General features: G+C 45.8%; 11 protein-coding genes and 2 pseudogenes. 6 read left to right on the top strand and 7 right to left on the bottom strand.

Annotated elements, in window-relative coordinates; genetic code table 11:
- Nucleotide 1: 1 nt before the first annotated feature.
- Nucleotides 2-1,072 carry an IS4 family transposase gene (locus NLZ44_RS03630; RefSeq protein ID WP_493751877.1) on the top strand — a complete coding sequence of 357 codons (1,071 nt, stop codon included), beginning with the start codon at nt 2-4 and terminating at the stop codon, nt 1,070-1,072.
- 303 nt (nt 1,073-1,375) lie between these two features.
- Here NLZ44_RS03630 and NLZ44_RS03625 read toward each other — a convergent pair whose 3' ends face one another.
- A complete protein-coding gene (locus NLZ44_RS03625) occupies nt 1,376-1,924 on the bottom strand; it encodes a GNAT family N-acetyltransferase (RefSeq protein ID WP_493751876.1) in 549 nt (182 codons plus the stop codon).
- A 69-nt stretch (nt 1,925-1,993) separates the two neighbouring features.
- On the opposite strand from NLZ44_RS03625, the gene NLZ44_RS03620 reads away from it, so the two are divergent.
- The gene (locus tag NLZ44_RS03620) at nt 1,994-2,719 is read left to right on the top strand and encodes a hypothetical protein (protein WP_006616009.1); all 726 of its coding nucleotides are present in this window, start codon (nt 1,994-1,996) and stop codon (nt 2,717-2,719) included.
- Nucleotides 2,720-3,991: 1,272 nt separating this feature from the next.
- Here NLZ44_RS03620 and NLZ44_RS03615 read toward each other — a convergent pair.
- A complete protein-coding gene (locus tag NLZ44_RS03615) occupies nt 3,992-4,390 on the bottom strand; it encodes a hypothetical protein (RefSeq protein ID WP_006623292.1) in 399 nt (132 codons plus the stop codon).
- A 580-nt stretch (nt 4,391-4,970) separates the two neighbouring features.
- Here NLZ44_RS03615 and NLZ44_RS03610 point away from each other — a divergent pair.
- On the top strand, nt 4,971-5,984 hold the full coding sequence (locus tag NLZ44_RS03610) for an RNA-guided endonuclease InsQ/TnpB family protein (protein ID WP_493751875.1): 1,014 nt from the start codon (nt 4,971-4,973) through the stop codon (nt 5,982-5,984).
- A 3,890-nt stretch (nt 5,985-9,874) separates the two neighbouring features.
- On the opposite strand, the pseudogene NLZ44_RS03605 reads toward NLZ44_RS03610, so the two are convergent.
- Nucleotides 9,875-10,056: pseudogene (locus NLZ44_RS03605) on the bottom strand (hypothetical protein).
- Nucleotides 10,057-10,583: 527 nt separating this feature from the next.
- Here NLZ44_RS03605 and iscB point away from each other — a divergent pair.
- Nucleotides 10,584-11,859: pseudogene (gene iscB, locus NLZ44_RS03600) on the top strand (RNA-guided endonuclease IscB).
- A 76-nt stretch (nt 11,860-11,935) separates the two neighbouring features.
- Nucleotides 11,936-12,823, top strand: coding sequence for an alpha/beta fold hydrolase (locus NLZ44_RS03595; RefSeq protein ID WP_493751874.1), 888 nt, complete (start codon nt 11,936-11,938; stop codon nt 12,821-12,823).
- Here the strand turns inward: NLZ44_RS03595 and NLZ44_RS03590 are convergent.
- From NLZ44_RS03590 to glmM, 4 genes are all read right to left on the bottom strand, one after another.
- On the bottom strand, nt 12,794-13,297 hold the full coding sequence (locus tag NLZ44_RS03590; RefSeq protein ID WP_111892815.1) for a GNAT family N-acetyltransferase: 504 nt from the start codon (nt 13,295-13,297) through the stop codon (nt 12,794-12,796). The two genes, NLZ44_RS03595 and NLZ44_RS03590, sit on opposite strands and share 30 nt — an antisense overlap.
- Nucleotides 13,298-13,609: 312 nt before the next feature.
- The gene (gene hpsO, locus NLZ44_RS03585) at nt 13,610-14,773 is read right to left on the bottom strand and encodes a hormogonium polysaccharide biosynthesis glycosyltransferase HpsO (protein ID WP_493751873.1); all 1,164 of its coding nucleotides are present in this window, start codon (nt 14,771-14,773) and stop codon (nt 13,610-13,612) included.
- A 284-nt stretch (nt 14,774-15,057) separates the two neighbouring features.
- The gene (hpsL, locus tag NLZ44_RS03580; RefSeq protein ID WP_493751872.1) at nt 15,058-16,686 is read right to left on the bottom strand and encodes a hormogonium polysaccharide biosynthesis protein HpsL; all 1,629 of its coding nucleotides are present in this window, start codon (nt 16,684-16,686) and stop codon (nt 15,058-15,060) included.
- Nucleotides 16,687-16,842: 156 nt separating this feature from the next.
- A complete protein-coding gene (gene glmM / locus NLZ44_RS03575; protein ID WP_493751871.1) occupies nt 16,843-18,306 on the bottom strand; it encodes a phosphoglucosamine mutase in 1,464 nt (487 codons plus the stop codon).
- Between the two features lie 332 nt (nt 18,307-18,638).
- On the opposite strand from glmM, the gene NLZ44_RS03570 reads away from it, so the two are divergent.
- On the top strand, nt 18,639-20,324 hold the full coding sequence (locus NLZ44_RS03570; RefSeq protein ID WP_493751870.1) for a glycosyltransferase family protein: 1,686 nt from the start codon (nt 18,639-18,641) through the stop codon (nt 20,322-20,324).
- The last annotated feature ends 127 nt before the right edge of the window (nt 20,325-20,451 follow it).

The raw sequence follows: 20,451 nt of genomic DNA, 5'->3' as shown, positions 1-20,451 counted from the left end.
CATGAACGAGCTTAACCGATTACGAGACACTTTGCGCCCTCACTTGCCCTGGCACGGGGCGAGATTAAACTTTGTCTGCCTGTTCCTGATGGCGCTATTCCAAACAAAGACGGTTAATCTGACGGAATTGGCGACGGTCTTCGCAACTCCTGTGCAAATTTCCTCAAATTACAAGCGATTACAACGTTTTTTCCGGCAATTCAAATTTGACCGGGCAGAGATGGCCCGTTTCGTCGTTAGCCTCATTGACATTCCCCAACCTTGGACTCTTAGTGTCGACCGCACCTGTTGGTCTTTCGGTCAAACCCATTTCAACATCTTGATGTTGGCAGTCGTCCACGAGGGGATTGCCTTTCCCCTGCTGTGGACGATGCTTGACAAAAAGGGCAATAGCAACAGTGGCGAACGCATGGACTTATTCGACCGCTTCGAGGCACTATTTCCTGACGTGGAGGTGGCTTGTCTGACCGCTGACCGGGAATTTGTGGGGCGAGATTGGCTCTCGTATCTTCTGATGGACCCCGAGGTTCCTTTCCGCTTACGCATCCGCCACAGCGAGCTGATTAGTCCTAAGTTGGGAGGAACTCGGCGTAGCGGCGAACGAATGTTTGATTCTCTGCGACCCGGAGAATTTCGCCAGCTTTCGGGTCGCCGTTGGGTTTGGGGACGGCAGGTTTACGTCATTGGCTCCCGTTTGGCTGATTCGGGGGAGTTGTTGATTCTCATCACTAACGCTTGCCCTGAAACGGCCCTGAGCGATTATGCTCGGCGTTGGGGTATTGAAAACCTCTTCGGAGCCTTGAAGACTCGGGGCTTTTGTCTCGAATCGACTCACTTTAACGACCCTGAGCGCTTGAGCCGTTTATTGGCTTTGCTCAGTTTGGCTTTTACTTGGGCTATGAAGGTGGGTTTGTGGATTCACCAAGGTTCACCCATTCCTTTGAAGGCTCACGGACGACGCTCGAAGAGTCTTTTCCGCACTGGCTTCGATTTTCTACGCCGCATTTTCTCTAATCTGCCTTTGTTTTCAGGGCGGTTTCACCAGGCTCTACAACTTTTGTCCTGTACTTAGAGGGGAAACAAAGCTTCCCATAAGGGTTGCATCAGCAGTCAATCGAGCAATTGATCTAGCTTGTCTGACCTACCCTTTTGAATGGGGTTCAGATTCATGGTAAAATTTCCCATACCCGACGGGATTTTACCCACCAAAGGGGGGAAAACTTTCCGCCCCTCCTGATTCTCTTAAGGCGCTTATCTCCTCAAGGACAAAATCTGGGGTTAGGTTCCGTCTGACCATGGGAGTCGGTGTAGGATTCTCTCAATACTCGCCCTAAAAGGGCGAGGCTTGAAGCCCATTTTGGGGGTCAAAAATGGGCTAGTCTGGATACCAGAACATCCCCTTGATCCCTTCGGGATCTGAGATAAACCCTAGGTTTCGATAAAATTCAACCACATGGGGGTCTGCAAACAACGTGATATTGCTAATATCATCGCTGCGAAGCTTTTTGATGATAAAACGCATCAAAGCCTTGCCTAAACCTTTGTTTTGGAAGTCTGGGTGAACCACGACATCCCAAAGGGTAGCATTAAAGGCATGATCGGAAGTAGCGCGAGCAAAACCGATTAGCCGTCGTTGGTTGCCCCGCATTTGCCACATGGAAACGACCAAAAAGCTATGCTGAATAGCCTTTTTGACCTTCCTGAGAGGGCGACGGGACCAACCGACAGCATTACAGAGTTCTTCTAGCTCATATAGATCAATGTCCCGATCCGTGCTGAAAAAAATCCGAGAATTCCGAGAGTTTGGTTGCCGAGTTACCTGGGACCAAGAGGATTGGCCCTCGATAGAGCATTCCTCTTGTTCCGCCGTTTTGGACATTGAGGTAGAATCAGAACCGCTAAAGAAATTTTTCCAAAAACCCATGCAGGCGTGGTTAAGGTAATAGATGATGTCTTTACTAGATAGTATATCTCCCGTACCTTATCCTCAATTATGGCTCCGGGTTTAAAATCATCAACGTTAGAACTTCTAAAGCGCTTCAATCGGGCGTTTCCGCAGTTTTATGAGCAATTTGTTAGCAGTGAGATTCAATTGCAAAATCTCAAATTGGCCTACAATGTTTATAAAACTACACAAGCGGTGATTGAGATTAAGCCAGAAGGGAGCAGAAGCGCCCTACACTTCGCCTATCGCAATCAATCATTTTTGTTGAGCGATATTTTTGGAGTTCTGGCTGCCTATGGGTTAACCATCCATAATCTTAGTTTGTATGGACAAATCTACCCGCCGATGCTGGTATTCATTAAGCTGGTGGTATCGAGGGGTGGTAAGGCTCTCACAGAAAAAACGTCAGATAACGTTTGTCGTGCGATTAGAGAAGCATTGGCGGGGCATTTTGAGGTAGAAGAAATGCTGGCCGTCGAGTTTAACCTGGATGCGGGTTTAGAGGATGTAGCTACGGAGTTTTATGTTGACCCGGTGTTCCACCTACCAGCTTTGTTAATTGAAGCAGATAACCAGCCAGGATTATTCTATAAGGTGATGTATGCCATCTGGCAGGAAGACCTGTTGGTGGTCAATGCTAACTTGCTGGTCTGGCGGGGTCGCACTCGTCTGATTCTGTATCTTCTTGGCCCCAATGAGAGCTTGATCCCAGAATATTTGGGTCAGAAAATTGCTGAGGGTATCCGACAAAGGTTGATGGGTCAGCGTTTTTGAACAAAAAGAGCGACGCACTCGGTTCACGTCGCCACAGGCAGGTGGGGGTCAAGGAGCGGTGGGGTCTTAGTGATCCTTTTGGCTCGACAGGACACAGCGTCACGATGTTACAATAACCCCTTCCGTGTCAAGAAGCCCACCTCCATCATCAGAACGGATAAGTGGAGACTGAAGCCAACCGCCGAAAGCGCGCGTTCTGTTTGGTGAAACGGTGAAGGTCTACCGTCGGCTATGTTGATACTTGGTGGGCATCGTCTTCACCCATTGGTCAGAATTGGGGAGCAAGAATTTAATCCAAGATTTGCTTTACATCTTAGGACAATAAGGTACAATACCCCAAAAGATTCGCAACTCAATAATGAATATACGGTCAAACCCCAGACCATGCCAAATTTCCCTGACGACATACTCATCAAGTCGGATTCATGGTAAAATCAAATCATGGTGCGAGACGTTTAGGAGTCAAATAAGGCTGCAATGCCTGAAATAACCTCCTAGTGGGACTTTCACCCCTTGGTGAAATATAAGGGACTCGTACCCTGACCATCCCATAACTGTTTATATGTCCCAACGTTTGGTATAGAAATATACAAAACAAGGCAGGGAACTCAAGGTCAAAACGCCCAACTGGAAATATTAATGATTCCTTAACAATTGCGTTGAGAGTAACGGCGATAGCCACCCCCAGTTTTGGGAATCATAACCCCAGGATTGAAGCGGGGAACGGAAGGCGTGAAGTAGAACCTACTACCAAATGCGACCACTGCCAACCATCCATGATTAGGGAAACCGAATGTCCGGCTTGAACCATCGTAATGATTTAGCAGCGAAACAGGTTGATACGCTGCGTTCAAAAGAGCAAGGGGAAAAGTAGGGTAATCATGACATCACCTACACAGACTTTTAAAAGTACCCCGGTGGAGAGGACAAATCTAAAGATGGAATGCCCGTATAAACGGAACGTTTAAACCCCTTTTAGGCTCTCAAGTGGCAGGATGTACCTGCGGAGTAGTGAAAGTGTAAGCGTATACCTTTAAGGGGAAAGGATGTGACTGAAAGCCAATGCCTAACTGTAATGGTTAGGATATGCCCACTAGTCACGGTGTGGATATAGAGACTGCGACAATTAGGAGTGTTTACGACGAAAGCGAGTTTAAACACTACGATGTTGTATTTAGCTCCAAAAGTTGAAATCACAAAAGCAGGGAGTCGTTACCCTGTTCCCGATGTCAAAAGGGGTATCCACATCAGGAGCCGTGTGATGTGAAAGTATCAAGCACGGTTTTGAATTGGAGTTGGGGAAGGCGACTTCCCTTTCGACCATAACCGTGCGAGACGTTTAGGAGTGAAATAGGGATGCAATGCCCGAAATAGCCTCCTAGTGGGACTTCCACCCCTTGGTGGAATATAAGGGACTCGTATCCTGACCATCCCATAACTGTTTATATGTCCCGACGCTTGGAGAAATCTGAGCAAGGCAGGGGACTCAAGGTCATAAACAAACTGAGAAATCAGGGAGTAGAGAGTAAAGGCGATAGCCACCCCCAATTTCAGGATACACGATTCTGGGATTGAAGCGGGGAACGGAAGGCGTGAGGTAGAACCTACTACCAAATGCGACCACTGCCAACCATCCATGACTAGGGAAACCGAATGTCTGGCTTGAACCATCGTAATGATTTAGCAGCGTAATAGGTTGCCACGCTGCGCTCAAAAGAGCAAGGGGAAAAGTAGGGTTTTGCATAAAACACCTACACAGACCTTTTTAAGTACCCCGGTGGAGAGGACAAGTCTAAAGATGGAATGCCCATATAAACGGAACGTTTAAACTCCTCATTGGTTCTCCTTATAAAAAAGTGAACAATATTACTCACAAGGAGTAGTGAAAAGTGTAAGCGTATACCATTGAGGGGAAAGGACGTGACTGAAAGCCAATGCCTAATTGTAATGATTAGGATATGCCCACTAGTCACGGTGTAGATATAGAGACTGCGACAAGTAGGAGTAATATGACGAGAGCGAGTTTAAAGACTACGAGTTGTATGCCAAGCTCCCAAAGTTGGAATCATAAAGCGGGGGTTCGTAACCCTGTTCCTAGTGACAAAAAGGGTATCTACATTAGGAGCCGTATGAGGTGAAAGTCTCAAGTACGGTTTTGAAGTGGAGTTGGGGAAGGTGACTTCCCTTTCGATCATAACCTTACAAAGCTTTCCGGACAAAACTAAAACTCAATGACCGTCATCGCACCTTGATGGCCAAACACGCGGGTTATGCTCGGTTCGTGTTTAATTGGGGATTACACTTATGGAGGTCAGCTTATGAAGAGGGACTCAAGCCTAATATCAACTCCATTAAAAAGGTTTTTACGAATTATGTGAAACCTCAATATCCTTGGATGTCTGAATTGTCTTCTAAAGTTTATCAATATGCCTTCATTAATCTAGGGGATGCCTTTAAGCGCTTCTTCAAGGGAATAAGCAGTTATCCTAAATTTAAGAAGAAAGGCCACCATGATAGTTTTACGCTGGACAATTCCGGAAAGCCATTCAAGTTGTCAGGAACTCGCCATAAGCTGCCTTTTGTGGGCTGGGTTTCTACATTTGAGGCTCTACCCGAAAGTTGGGTTAAGAAAGTCACTATAACGCGCCAAGCAGGTGACTGGTATATGAGCTTTTTCGTAGAAATCACACCAGAAATTACACCGAAATTCCGAGAGAGAATCGGGGTTGACCTAGGAATTAACAATTTGGCGACTTGCTCCGATGGGACCCAATTCTCTAATCCCAAGGCTTATAAAGCAGCGACCAAAAAACTAGCTCGATTACAACGTCATTTAAGTCGCAAAGTCAAAGGCTCGAAAAATCGGGCCAAATGTCTCTTAAAAGTTCAAAAGCTACATCAAAGAGTAGCAAACATTCGGCGGGACACCATTCATAAAATAACTACTTTCTTGGCTAAGAACCACAGCCAAGTAGTCATTGAAGATTTGAATGTGTCAGGTATGCTGAAAAATCATGGTTTGGCGGGTTCTATCGCTGATGCTTCATTTTATGAGTTCCGTCGGCAACTAGGTTACAAGGCAGAACGCTATGGTTCAAAGTTAATGATTGCGGATAGATTTTATCCATCCAGTCAACTTTGTTCTAACTGTGGCCATCGTCAACAAATGCCCCTAGTCCGTCGGACTTTTGAATGTCAGAACTGTGGGCTGAAGATTGATAGAGATTTGAACGCCAGTATAAATTTAGAAGTGCGAGACGTTTAGGAGTCAAATAAGGCTGCAATGCCTGAAATAACCTCCTAGTGGGACTTTCACCCCTTGGTGAAATATAAGGGACTCGTACCCTGACCATCCCATAACTGTTTATATGTCCCAACGTTTGGTATAGAAATATACAAAACAAGGCAGGGAACTCAAGGTCAAAACGCCCAACTGGAAATATTAATGATTCCTTAACAATTGCGTTGAGAGTAACGGCGATAGCCACCCCCAGTTTTGGGAATCATAACCCCAGGATTGAAGCGGGGAACGGAAGGCGTGATGTAGAACCTACTACTAGATGCGACCACTGCCAACCATCCATGATTAGGGAAACCGAATGTCTGGCCTGAACCATCGTCATTATAAAGTAGCGAAATAGGTTGACACGCTGCGCTCAAAAGAGTAAGGGGAAAAGTAGGAGTCTTTCTATACTACCTACACAGACCTTTAAATATACCCCGGTGGATAGGACAAATCTAAAGATGGAATGCCCATATATACGGAACGTTTAAACCCCTATTGGGCTCTCTGCGAGTACATCTCGTAGAGTAGTGAAAAGTGTAAGCGCATGGTGCGAGACGTTCGGGTATGAAATAGGGCTGAAATGCCCGAAATAACTACCCGGTGAGGATTCCAGCTCCGAATCTGGATATAAGGAGACCTCTCCTGACCATCCTCATAACTGGTTATATGTCCCGACGCTTAGGGCACTAAGCAAGGCAGGGAACTCAAGGTCATAAACGAACTGAGAAATCAGGGAGTAGAGAGTAACGGCGATAGCCACCCCCAGTTTTGGAAATCATAACTCCAGGATTGAAGCGGGGAACGGAAGGCGTGAGGTAGAACCTACTACCAAGACGCGACCACTGCCAACCATCTATGATTAGGAAGACCGAATGTCCGACTTGAACCATCGTAATACACTAGCAGCGAAATAGGTTGACACGCTGCGCTCAAAAGGGCAAGGGGAAAAGTAGGGGGTTCGTGCGACTACCTACACAGACCTTTAAAAGTACCCCGGCGGAGAGGACAAATCTAACGATGGAATGCCCATATAATCGGAACGTTGTAACCCCTCTAATGCTCTGCCTATAAACAAGTGAGTAATGCTATTCACAAGGCAGTAGTGAAAAATGTAAGCGCATGGTGCGAGACGTTCGGGTATGAAATAGGGCTGAAATGCCCGAAATAACTACCCGGTGAGGATTCCAGCTCCGAATCTGGATATAAGGAGACCTCTCCTGACCATCCTCATAACTGGTTATATGTCCCGACGCTTAGGGCACTAAGCAAGGCAGGGAACTCAAGGTCATAAACGAACTGAGAAATCAGGGAGTAGAGAGTAACGGCGATAGCCACCCCCAGTTTTGGAAATCATAACTCCAGGATTGAAGCGGGGAACGGAAGGCGTGAGGTAGAACCTACTACCAAGACGCGACCACTGCCAACCATCTATGATTAGGAAGACCGAATGTCCGACTTGAACCATCGTAATACACTAGCAGCGAAATAGGTTGACACGCTGCGCTCAAAAGGGCAAGGGGAAAAGTAGGGGGTTCGTGCGACTACCTACACAGACCTTTAAAAGTACCCCGGCGGAGAGGACAAATCTAACGATGGAATGCCCATATAATCGGAACGTTGTAACCCCTCTAATGCTCTGCCTATAAACAAGTGAGTAATGCTATTCACAAGGCAGTAGTGAAAAATGTAAGCGCATGGTGCGAGACGTTCGGGTATGAAATAGGGCTGAAATGCCCGAAATAACTACCCGGTGAGGATTCCAGCTCCGAATCTGGATATAAGGAGACCTCTCCTGACCATCCTCATAACTGGTTATATGTCCCGACGCTTAGGGCACTAAGCAAGGCAGGGAACTCAAGGTCATAAACGAACTGAGAAATCAGGGAGTAGAGAGTAACGGCGATAGCCACCCCCAGTTTTGGAAATCATAACTCCAGGATTGAAGCGGGGAACGGAAGGCGTGAGGTAGAACCTACTACCAAGACGCGACCACTGCCAACCATCTATGATTAGGAAGACCGAATGTCCGACTTGAACCATCGTAATACACTAGCAGCGAAATAGGTTGACACGCTGCGCTCAAAAGGGCAAGGGGAAAAGTAGGGGGTTCGTGCGACTACCTACACAGACCTTTAAAAGTACCCCGGCGGAGAGGACAAATCTAACGATGGAATGCCCATATAATCGGAACGTTGTAACCCCTCTAATGCTCTGCCTATAAACAAGTGAGTAATGCTATTCACAAGGCAGTAGTGAAAAATGTAAGCGCATGCTTAGAGGGTGAAGGATGTGACCAGAAGCTAAAGCCCAATTGTAATGGTTGGGATATGCCCACAGGTCACGGTGGGGATATAGATACTGCGGTCAGTAAGAGTATAATGGCGAGGACGAGTTTAAAGACTACGTGGTGCATATAGCTCTGAACATCGAAGTAGAAAGCAGGTCTCTTGATTCTGCTCCTTTGACAAATAGGGTATCCACACCAGGAGCCGTGTGATGGGAAACTATCAAGCACGGTTCTGAATGGTCGAGGGTGAAGGTGACTTCACTCTCGACCCCTAACCTTAGAGGGTGAAGGATGTGACCAGAAGCTAAAGCCCAATTGTAATGGTTGGGATATGCCCACAGGTCACGGTGGGGATATAGATACTGCGGTCAGTAAGAGTATAATGGCGAGGACGAGTTTAAAGACTACGTGGTGCATATAGCTCTGAACATCGAAGTAGAAAGCAGGTCTCTTGATTCTGCTCCTTTGACAAATAGGGTATCCACACCAGGAGCCGTGTGATGGGAAACTATCAAGCACGGTTCTGAATGGTCGAGGGTGAAGGTGACTTCACTCTCGACCCCTAACCTTAGAGGGTGAAGGATGTGACCAGAAGCTAAAGCCCAATTGTAATGGTTGGGATATGCCCACAGGTCACGGTGGGGATATAGATACTGCGGTCAGTAAGAGTATAATGGCGAGGACGAGTTTAAAGACTACGTGGTGCATATAGCTCTGAACATCGAAGTAGAAAGCAGGTCTCTTGATTCTGCTCCTTTGACAAATAGGGTATCCACACCAGGAGCCGTGTGATGGGAAACTATCAAGCACGGTTCTGAATGGGAGAGGGTGAAGGTGACTTCACTCTCGACCCCTAACCCCATAAGGGGAAAGGATGTGACTGAAAGCCAATGCCTAACTGTAATGGTTGGGATATGCCCACTAGTCACGGTGTGGATATAGAGACTGCGACAAGTAAGAGTGCTTATGACGTGAGCGAGTTTAAAGACTACGTGGTGTATATAGCTCCCAAAGTTGAGGTCATAAAGCAGGGGGTAGTAACCCTGTTCCTACTGATAATAGGGTGTTCACATCAGGAGCCGTGTGCTGGGAAACTCGCATGCACGGTTTTGAATTGGAGTTGGAGGGGGCGACCTCTCTTTCGACCATACCAAATCGCCTGGTTCCGACGATTACACTTGTGGACGGGGTGCTGCCGACAGTCCCGGATGAAGCAAGAAATAAACATCAATATCGGGCTATGTCCGGTTTTGTTTAAGTTTTATAGAGCAATTTATCCTCAGAGCAACAAATCCCTGCCCTAGAGCGTTTAATCCACGCAACCGCTAAACGTCCTGTTGTCAGCACCCCCGGCTGAAGCACGGGGGCTTCGTGCCCCCCTTTCAGGTAGCTGACCAGCCTAAGCCTTAACTGGCTCCGTTCAGAGCAAGAGTTAAAGTTCCTACCCTGGAATGCGTGCTAGTTCCAGGCTCATGAACCGAATCGTTAAACATCTCTAAGGGGTTAAGGACGTGCGATTTGGATAGTACCGACTCTGAACATTGGCGTTCGCGCAGCGTGCGCGTTAGCGCAAGCGCAAACATTACCCCGCAAGGGAGTCGGAGCCAACCATAGCTCCATGGAGGGGCAACCATACCCCTCCACCCCGCAAAGGGGTGCTGGCGGCTAAAGCCGCTTGAGTCGGTTTTCCTCTCCGTGATAAATCACGGAGCTTCCAACCCTCCCAGGAGTTTTACGTGAAATACCCGTCCATTGATAGGGTATTTTACAAATTTCCCAGCGACTATCGCCGAGCGGCCATCAGCTTTGCTATTGGGCAGGTCAGGAGCTTCATCTTACCAAAAAATGCGAAAAGAAGGCTTCCGCCAGACCGCAGTTGGCGGCGAGATGAATTTTCGCCAAGAAACAACTTATCGGAGCTTGTCCGTGGTAAGATGATGCCATGAAAATCGTAGAAGCCAAGCTCAAAGACGGTTCGCCGTCTCAATATCGAGGGCTGGATGAGGCAATCCGCACGGGTCAATTCATCCGCAATAAGGGGCTCTTGCATAAAATCCGGTAATTTCTGGCTCCTGCCGGAAATTACTCCTCACAGAGTCTGCAAGATGCAGGTCCAGGATTAGACCTACGTTAAGGGGGTGATGACACCATCGGGTGAACGCCAGCCTGTTGCTCTGTCGTCTATCTTTAAGAAACGAGATGAGTGGATTTGTAAGCTCCAGTGAGCTAGACGTAAAAAGCCCCTTTAACATGACCGAAGCCAACATTACCCCATCTGGGAGATGGCTTAAATGCCAAATTACCAAAATTACGTTTTTGTGGTTGACACATTGGGGCAACCGTTAAGTCCCACTCATCGGGCCAGAGCCAGAAAGCTGTTGAAGCAGGGTTTAGCCGCAGTGTTTAGGACTTATCCATTTACAATTATACTCAAGAAAACTGTTGAGAACCCGGGCAATGAACCATTACGGCTCAAGTTAGACCCAGGGGCATCAGTGACGGGTATTGCCTTAGTTAATCAGAGTCGGGACACAGTTATCTGGGCGGCTGAATTGACTCATAGAGGAGATAGAATCCGAGCCAAGTTAACTGCACGTCGCGTGGTTCGTAGCCACCGTCGTTGCCGAAAAACTCGTTACCGTCAAGCCCGATTCAATAACAGAAAGCGCGCAGATGGATGGTTGGCTCCCAGCCTCAAACATCGAGTTGAAACCACCTTGACCTCGGTCAATCGACTGATTTATTCTAGCCCGATAACCGACATATCAATGGAGTTAGTACGATTTGACACCCAAAAACTGCTAAACCCGGAAATATCTGGAGTTGAATACCAGCAAGGGGTTTTGTTCGGATACGAGTTGAGAGAATATCTCTTGACGAAATGGCAACACCAGTGTGCCTACTGTGGTGGCCAAAATATCCCTTTAGAAATCGAACACATTCAGCCAAAAAGCCAGGGTGGTTCCGACCGAGTTAGCAATCTGGCTATTGCTTGCCATAAATGCCATCAGAAAAAAGGTTCTCAGCCGGCCCGTGAGTTTCTTTTCCAGAAACCGGAAATCTTGAAGCGGTGTAGCGTGCAGGCCAAAGCCCCCCTGAAAAATGCGGCAGCCGTCAACTCTACACGATGGGCATTGTTTAGCCGTCTAAAGGAAACAGGATTACCTATTGAAATGGGCGACCGGAGGTTTAACAAAATATAATCGGACGGTTCAAGGATTACGGAAAACCCATTGGCTAGATGCGGCTTGTGTGGGGAAAAGCACCCCGACCCGGTTGAAAATTAAAACTCACCAGCCACTACTAATTACTTGTTTTGGGCGCGGTGGTCGTCAAAAAGCGGCTCCTAACAAGAGGCTTCCGATTCGCCATAACCCATTAAAACCAATTAAGGGATGGCTTACCGGGGATATAGCCAAGCATAAGACACATGGAATTGGTAGAATAACCCCTAGGAGTGGCGGCAGTTTGGTTTTAACCAAACCTGACCAAACTCAGTTTTCAGTCAAACCAATAGATTTGAAACCGGTTTTGAGAAGAGATGGCTATTTGTATAAATTTTCCTGAGTTTTCCGGTCATTACCAGGTTATAGATATACTGCTTAGGAAGCAAGTTTTTAGCTGGTGACGGATTCAGAGTAGGATGTTATTTATGGCAACTATTAAAATCCACAGCGTTGGACACGCCTATGATCTGACGGCTCCAATAGATGGGTCCGATGTTGTTGTATTTATTCATGGCTGGCTGCTGAGTCGTCGGTATTGGCAACCTGTAATCGATCGCCTAAAACCTCAGTATCAGTGCTTATGCTATGACTTGCGAGGGTTTGGCGATTCTCAGTTAGCCAGTCGCCATCCATATTCTTGTGACTATGCTCCGGCTTCTTATGCTCAGGATTTAGGGATATTACTCGAGGAGTTAAATATCTCTAAGGCTTGGCTGGTGGGACATTCTTTAGGGGGGACGATCGCACTATTAGCGGCACAGCAATTGAGCGATCGCATTGCGGGGGTGGTTTGCGTGAATGCTGGTGGTGGTATTTACCTAAAAGAGGAATTTGAGCGTTTCCGAGTCGCAGGGGAACAAATTGTCAAGTTTCGTCCGCGATGGCTTTGTTACCTACCTCTAATTGATTTGCTGTTTACCAGGGCGCAAGTCGCTAGTCCGGTTTCTAGGGAATGGGGCCGCCAGCGATTAATTGATTTTGTGATGGCGGACCCAGAGGCGGCTTTAGGTGCTTTATTGGATTCGACTACGGAGACAGAAGTGCATCGCCTCCCCCAAGTAGTGGCTCAATTACAGCAGCCTGTGTATTTTTTGGCAGGAATGTGCGATCAGATCATGGAACCTCAATATGTTCGGCACCTGGCTAGTTTTCATCATCTGTTTCGCAGTGGCTATCAAAATGTGATTGAACTTGCTAATTGTGGACATTTAGCCATGATCGAACAGCCTGAGCAAGTGGTTGGTCACTTACGGGATATTCTGGCTCAACATGGCTCAACACAAGTGCAGCCCCATAATCACTAAATCCCGTTTGACTCCATCAATCACAGCTATCTGTGGGAGATAACCCCATTGCTCAAATCCAAAACTGTCAAAGAGTTTCAGGCTGGGTTGGTTATGGGCAAAAATTAGAGCCAGTAGAGTTTCACAGCCAAACTTTGGCCCTTGTTCTATGGCTTGATAGAGCAGTTTTTTGCCAATTCCCTGTCCCTGATAGTCGGTGTGGATGTAGATACTCAGTTCGGCACTGGCATCATAGGCGGCTCGCTTCTTGAAAGCTTGAAAGCTCAACCATCCAATTATGCGATCGCCAATTTCCACGACCCATAGGGGGCGTTGGGCTGACTGACATTCCCGATACCAGCCTAACCGACTCTCAACGGAAATTGGCTCTAGGTCAGCCGTAGCGATTTTTTGGGGAACGGCTAAATTGTAAATTTCGATAATTTGGGGTAAATCGTTTTCGAGTGCATCACGAATTTTCAAGTTATTCTCCATAAACTCCCGTACACAGTTTATTGGCAGTTGCTCACTCAGGCTTTGACCACATATTCTGAGTGTGAATATTTGATTCACAGCCTAAATATAAACTTGAAACAATCATCAGATATGCCTTTGGCTAGTTTATGGTGTGGTTAGTGCTTTGGTCAGTAATCTTGAGAGCGCGGAAAGGATTTGGGGCTGCCAGTGGTGGTTTGATAATGCGATCGCTTTCTAATATTAGGGGTAACTGTAGAGAAATCGGTATTTTAGACTACCAATTTCTATGGCGGAACCTGTTTCCTTGGGAAATACTGCATTTTCCTGGAGTTAAAGTTGTTTATAGAATTCTAGCTGTTGCTTGGCTAGGGCGTGGTTAGTGTAGCAGGACTGGGCGCGCTCATATCCCCGTTGACCTAGCTCTTGGGTAAGGTCTGGGTTACTGATTAACTTTTCGAGGCAGTCAGCTAGGGCTTCGGGGTTCCCTTCGGGGAAGACTAACCCAGCTTGGTCAATTACATAGGGAATTTCCCCAGAGTCTGAACCAATTAGGGGAACTTGGCAAGCCATAGCTTCGATGAGAACGTGGCCAAATTGTTCTTTCCAACCCACGGAAGTTAGGGTTTTAAATTTGTAGGTAGTTTCTGAGGGTAAAACTAGGGTATTCATGACGTTTATATATTGCCAAACCCGTTCATGGGCAACACTTTCAACGATAATTAGCCTATCTTGAATGCCTAATTCTTGGGCTAGGTCTAAAAGTGGCGATCGCAACTCTCCCCGCCCTAGTAGTAACCATTTCCAAGGGTGATGTTTAACCTGAGCTAATGCTTTAGCTAGGGTGATTAGTCCTTTTTCTTCCACAAACCGACCAACAAACCCTACCACAAACGTATCGGGTTCGATGCCTAGTTCCGCCCTTAATTCCGGTTGTGGTTCCGGTTTAAATAGGGTTTCATCGACTCCTAATTGGGGCATCACCTCCATCGGTCCTTGATATCCATGGTCGCGCAAAATTTCCGCCCCATCCTGGTTTCCTACAATAATACCATCAGTGTTACCTAGGTTATATTGTTCCAGTAGCGATACAGGAAATTTGAGAGTATATGGTAAATTCCACCAGGTAAAAAACACATTTTTTGCGCCTATTCCTAGCAGTTTATTCAGGGTAATAAATTCAGCAAATGTTAAGGCTTTTGCCCCTTGTTCTACTTGGATAATATCAGGCTTAAACGATTGTAACAGAGGAATTAGATCCAGACCAAAAGTGAGCAAACCTTGGTTATTTTGACTGAGGTTAGATATAGGAACCACCTTAAAATTCCCCTCATCCACAGGTTCAGATTTAACCCGCTCACTTTGGACACCGCCAGGGTTCCAAAGACGAGGTACAACCACGATCACCTCAATACCAGGTTCAAGGTTAGCTAAAACCCGCAGTTTCTCCCGGTTGAGGTCAACAATATAAGTGTGACTAGCGACAATAATTTTCATGGCTATCAATTGCCTGTTGTTTGCTAATTAGGTCGAGGGTAAAGGTTAATGATTGATATTGCATATTCCCACGGCTTAAATAAGCCGTAGTTAATCAACAGCTCACCCGTGCTATACCATAAATATAGTTTATCCTAACTGTAGCAAAAAAGCTAATTGAGAGACCAGGAGACACCCAACTAGACCACCAGGTGTTTGGGGAATAATTGTGGCTGTGTTCCCAGGCATTTATTAATCATGCTTGCCAGTTTTTGATAAGTTTTTCATAAAAAGATTGTTATATATTAGATTTCATCTTCATCTAATTCTCCTTCTTCTATGAGTCGTTTAATTTCTTGCTTATCAATTTCTGGTAATTTATAGATAACCCCAGCAAAGTACCAATAATAAACCGCTACCGGGTCAACATCGAGGGGATAATAATAGGTGTTGTAACTAATCACCAAAACAAACACCCAGAAAGAAGCCCCAAAACTGCGGATACTTTTGTCTTTAACGGAACGGTAAGTTTTAAAAGCTGTGAAAGTAATCACAGTTACAAAAAATAGAAAGGCGATAGTCCCTAGAGGTCCAATTTCATAAATCAGCTTAGGATAGTAAGTTTCAATCAATCGAGTTCTGCCAAAAACACGAGTGGAGTTAGTCGCCCGTCCCAGACCATTACCAAAGATTCCCCGTTGTGCACCACTGCTTTGATCAAACTGCTCAGAAATAAAGTCAGTGGGAGGGGAAGCATTCCACCGACTGACAAAACTATCAACTCGTTCCTGAACCATTTCTGGGTTAGCAATCATGACTATACCCAAAAGTAATCCGAGACCCCCAGCAATAGGAATAAAGCGCTTGAGATTAGCAATTTGTCCAGTGAGAACCAGTAGAATAATTGTCACTACTGGCACTAATGCTAAGGCAATACGCTGTCCAGAAATCACAGCATTAATAAATACTAATGCCATGCCAATTAATCCGGCTATACGCCATTTTCCTGAAGGGTCACTAAAGGCGGTAGCAAAGGTAAAAAAAGCGTTAGCAATTAAAAACCAAGCCCACTGCCAAGGAGCGACAAAGGTTCCCGGAAGTCGGATCATATTTTGGGAGGGGCTAAAAACTAAAGAACCGCCTACGAAACACTTATACTCAATGGTTGCTTGAAACAGATCGTCCCCTGTCAGATGGTCAGTTCCTTGACAGCGACCACTGGCGAGAAATTGATATTGTACCATCCCCAAAAGGCAACAGATAATTGCCAGTATTAGGGTCATGCGAGTTAGAAACAGCAAATCTTTTTTGTCTCTAATGTGGTAGTAGGCACAGGTAATTAGGGGAACATAGCCCATAAATACCTTTAAACCCAAAATTCCCATAGCTAAGGGTTTCTCGCCGGGCCGGGGGTCAAGTTGTTGCAAGCCATTCACGCAAATGATGGTGAGAAGACAAAAACCCAAAAGAATTAGCAGAGGTTGTTTAATTGCTTTGGGAATAATGATGGGGAGTCCTTTGCTTTTCCAGTCTTTATACATAGAAGCTAAGGCTGGAAAATAAAAGCCATCTTTGGCAAGCTGAAATATGACATTTCCGCCCCCAATCCAGTAAGTAATAGTTCCCGAAAATGGCATATAGGCTAGGAAACCCCAGAGACCATAACGTGGGTATTTATAACACAGAACCAAGACTAATATGCCGCCACCACCAGCAATGGCGAGTTTTTCATCTTTGACGAAAAACAGAGCCACCCCGACGATCGCCCCAACAATTAGAGTAGGAATTGCCGTCCCCATTAGTGTTTTAACGTCTTTAGCAAACTGGCGCTGTTTGGCTTTAAGTTGGGCTTTAGTTAGGGTCGGCTTTTTCTGCTGTTGTTTGGAGTTTTTTTTCCGGGACTTCTTTTTTTTAGATTTAGTCTTAGATGCCATTTTGGGTTCAATTCTAAGTTGGGCAGTAACTAGGCATTTGTAACTTGCTCCCCGACTAAAAACCGCCTTGGTTGGTCACGCTAATCCAAATTATATACCAACAACTAGGGGACTGCCCAATCTGATCCGCCCTGTTATCCCCATCATGAGGAGAGATTAGGCAATTAAGTATTGTTGCACCACTCCCACTAAGCGATCGCACCAATATTGCACCAGGTTAGGGTTAGCCGCTTCTACCATAACTCTGATCAGCGGTTCAGTACCAGAAGCGCGCACCAGTATGCGACCTTGATCCCCCATATCAGCTTCAGCATTAGCGATCGCATTTTGTAGAGGTTCGCAGTTTTTCCAATTACGGCGGCTGTCCGGGTTTTCCACTCTGACATTTCGTAACAGTTGAGGATAGGTGAGGAAACTATCATCCACCAGTTGGTTGAGCGATTTTGGCGATCGCCTCACTAAAGCTGCTAGGTGTAATGCTGTCAGTAGACCATCTCCTGTGATGCTGTAGTGATGACAAAGGATATGGCCCGACTGTTCACCCCCCAACATAGATCCCGTGCGCTTCATTTCGCTGTGGACGTGCTGATCTCCCACCGGGGTGCGGATCATTTTTCCTCCCAGTTTTTCCCAGGCTCTCTCAAATCCCAAGTTTGCCATAACCGTAGAAATAATCAAATCCTGGGGCAGTTGCTCCGCGTTTCTGAGGGTCTGACCCCAGAAGTATAGGATATAGTCCCCGTCAACGGTACGACCCTGGCTATCGACCGCTAACACCCGATCTGCGTCCCCATCAAAAGCAAATCCTAAATCCGCTTGATGTTCTACAACCGCTTGGCGGAGTAGGTCCAGGTGCGTAGACCCACAGTTAACATTAATTTTGTGACCGTCGGGAGACTCATGTAAACAAATTACTTCCGCCCCCATTTCTCTAAATACTTGGGGGGCAATATTTACCGCCGCACCCCAAGCCAGATCCAACACAACCCGCATTCCCTGTAGGTTAGTAGTTGGTAGCAGGGGACCATATAGCGAATCAGCATAATTCTGGATTAATTCCGGTCTGTAGTAATGTTGTCCACACGACTCAGAATAAACCGGGAACGCTTCCGCCCCGCGTAGGGCTGCTTCTATTTGCTTCTGGAGGTCGCTGGAGAGTTTTGTGCCGTCTGCGCCAAAAAATTTGATTCCGTTATCTTCTGGGGGGTTGTGGCTGGCGGATATCATCACCCCGCCCATAGCTTTACAGGTTTGGGTGAGGTAGGCTACTCCCGGAGTAGGACAAACTCCTAAATTCCATACTTCTAGTCCGGCTGCCGTTAACCCCGATGATAAGGCCATCGCTAACATATTACCCGAAATCCGGGTATCTTGTGCCAGGATGACTGGCCCTAGATTTTCCTGTTGCTGGCGGAGAATTTGTCCGGCCCAAAAGCCTACCTGTAGCGCCAGTGGCGCGTTGAGAAGTTCTCCGACTCGCCCGCGAATGCCGTCTGTACCAAATAGGGGACTGCTAGGAAGTTCCCCCCCAAATGCGGGACGGGTTTTGGCGGGGTTGACTGCATTTGCTACTGGGCGGGATAGTTTGATGTTCTGGGAAGGGACTGGTGTTGATACCATGTTATTCACTCCTCTCGATGTTCACACACTCACAGAGGAGGATAGCACGTCCGGAACTGAGGAACCTTGATCTACAATTCAAGTCTTGAGTTGATGTCTGGGAGGGTATGAGGGTATTTTAAGTTTTGCGATCGCCTTTCATTAGCACTCAGCTAATCATTATGGCCATGACCTAGCTAGACGTAGTTAGGGGTTATTTGGTTCCTAGATTTAAGGGTCAACTGATAGGATTGATAGGATTTTATGTTATTCTCAATCCCTTGACAGCCTCTGGGGTCGAGACTGATACTGAGAGCATATTCAATTCATCATTCGGGGAAAAGTTAAGTTTAATGTTCAAAATTAATCAAGGGCGATCGCTGATTATTTATCCGGCTATATTAGTTGTGATTATCGCTCTAGCCGGAATAGTTTGTTATTATCCTATTATTAACTCATTTTTTCTGTCAGATGATTTAGTTTTAATTGCCATCTTTCAACAGGTCGGACCTTGGGGATTGTGGGTCAATCAACAACATGGTCAATCCTTGTTTTTTCGTCCGGTTCTGAGTTTAATCAGTTTCCTAGATTATCAAATTTGGGGGAATTCTCCCCTCGGTTATCATTTAACTAATTTGGGATTCCATCTCAGCAATGCTTTAGCAGTAGGTTGGATTGCTAGTTTATTAGTTCGGAATTTTCCCATTCGTCGCCACTATAAAATAGTTTTACCCTATATTTCCGGGTTTGTATTTTTACTACTTCCTAGTCACACCGAAGCAGTTTCCTGGATTTCCGCGCGCACAGATGTCATCTCTAGCTTTTTTGGGTTTGTCGCTTTTATCGCTTATTTAATCGGCAGAAATTCCCGATATAAATATCCTTATATATTATCCCTGCTGCTATTTTTTATGGCAGTGTTATCCAAGGAATCTCTCGTCACCTTTCCTGGGTTGATTATTTTGTTTGAAATTTACCATTATTTTACCCATAAACAAGATGGTAAATTGTGGAAAAAAAGACTAGGCTTAATTATTCCATATTTGGCAGTTTTGGCGGTTTATTTTATCTGGAGAGTTATCAAAATTGGTACACTGGTAGGGGGATACGGCGAGGATATTCATTTAAGGTTTGATTTCGGTCATATTGCCCAAAATTTGATTATCTACCCAACGAGAACTTTTCTTCCCCCTATTTTTAACTCTAGTTTTAGTCTGTGGTTATCGATTTTTTGGCTAATTGTTCTCCTGTCCTTGGCTTGTACTTCTTTACTGTTTAAAAGCCGCACTCCCGACCCAAGTATCCCGCCTTTACTGCTGTTTTTAGCAGGTAGTTTTTTTGTCGCGGTTTTACCTGCTATTAATGTGTTTGTGTCAATTACAGATACCCAAGGGGAAAGATACCTCTATTTCGGTTCTGGGTTTGCGTCAATTTATCTAGCCGTAGTCCTAGCGTGTTTGTGTATGAATATCCGGCTGATTTTGGTGGTTTCCTCAATTTTACTGTTGATTTTTGGGTTAACTGTTCAATCTTTGAACCAAAATTGGCGGGTGGCTGGTTCCATTTCTCAAAATATTCTTTTGGGAATGTTACAAGATCACCCTAATCTCCCCGCTATTATTACTGCTATTCCTGATAATTATCGGGGTGCTTATATTTATCGGACCGGTTTAATACAGGGTTTGTATCTATTTGGGGGAGGTGAAAAATATGCGATCGCATTTAATCGTGAACTTGGTGACGGACCCTTTGAAAGGGTACAATTTACCACCAATAGCATTCAGACAGTCATGCACCATAATTTACGGGAATTGGACGATACAATTTTAATTAGACAAGATACCCCAGAGATTTATCAATTCAACTTGTCTAACCCGGAAACTTCCTTTTTACCCTGGCCGAAAAATTCCTTAAAAACTCTTGATTACGAAGTGATTAAGTTTGCACCCACCCAATATCAGCTACTCTTAAAAAATCCAGATTTGGCTGACCATCTAATTTTCTATTCCGACGGGAGGTTAACCGCTTCTCCCTATTAACTTGACTGCTAGGTGTCAGCACAACCCCTCATCGAGAATTGACACAGTAGAGACAAGACCAACCCTGTCTCTACTTATCGACTAATCAAAGCACCACCGAATCATTGCTGATGTCTGACAGGTGATA

Source organism: Arthrospira sp. PCC 9901 (genome assembly GCF_059013425.1).
This window is presented reverse-complemented; position numbering and strand designations above follow the sequence as displayed.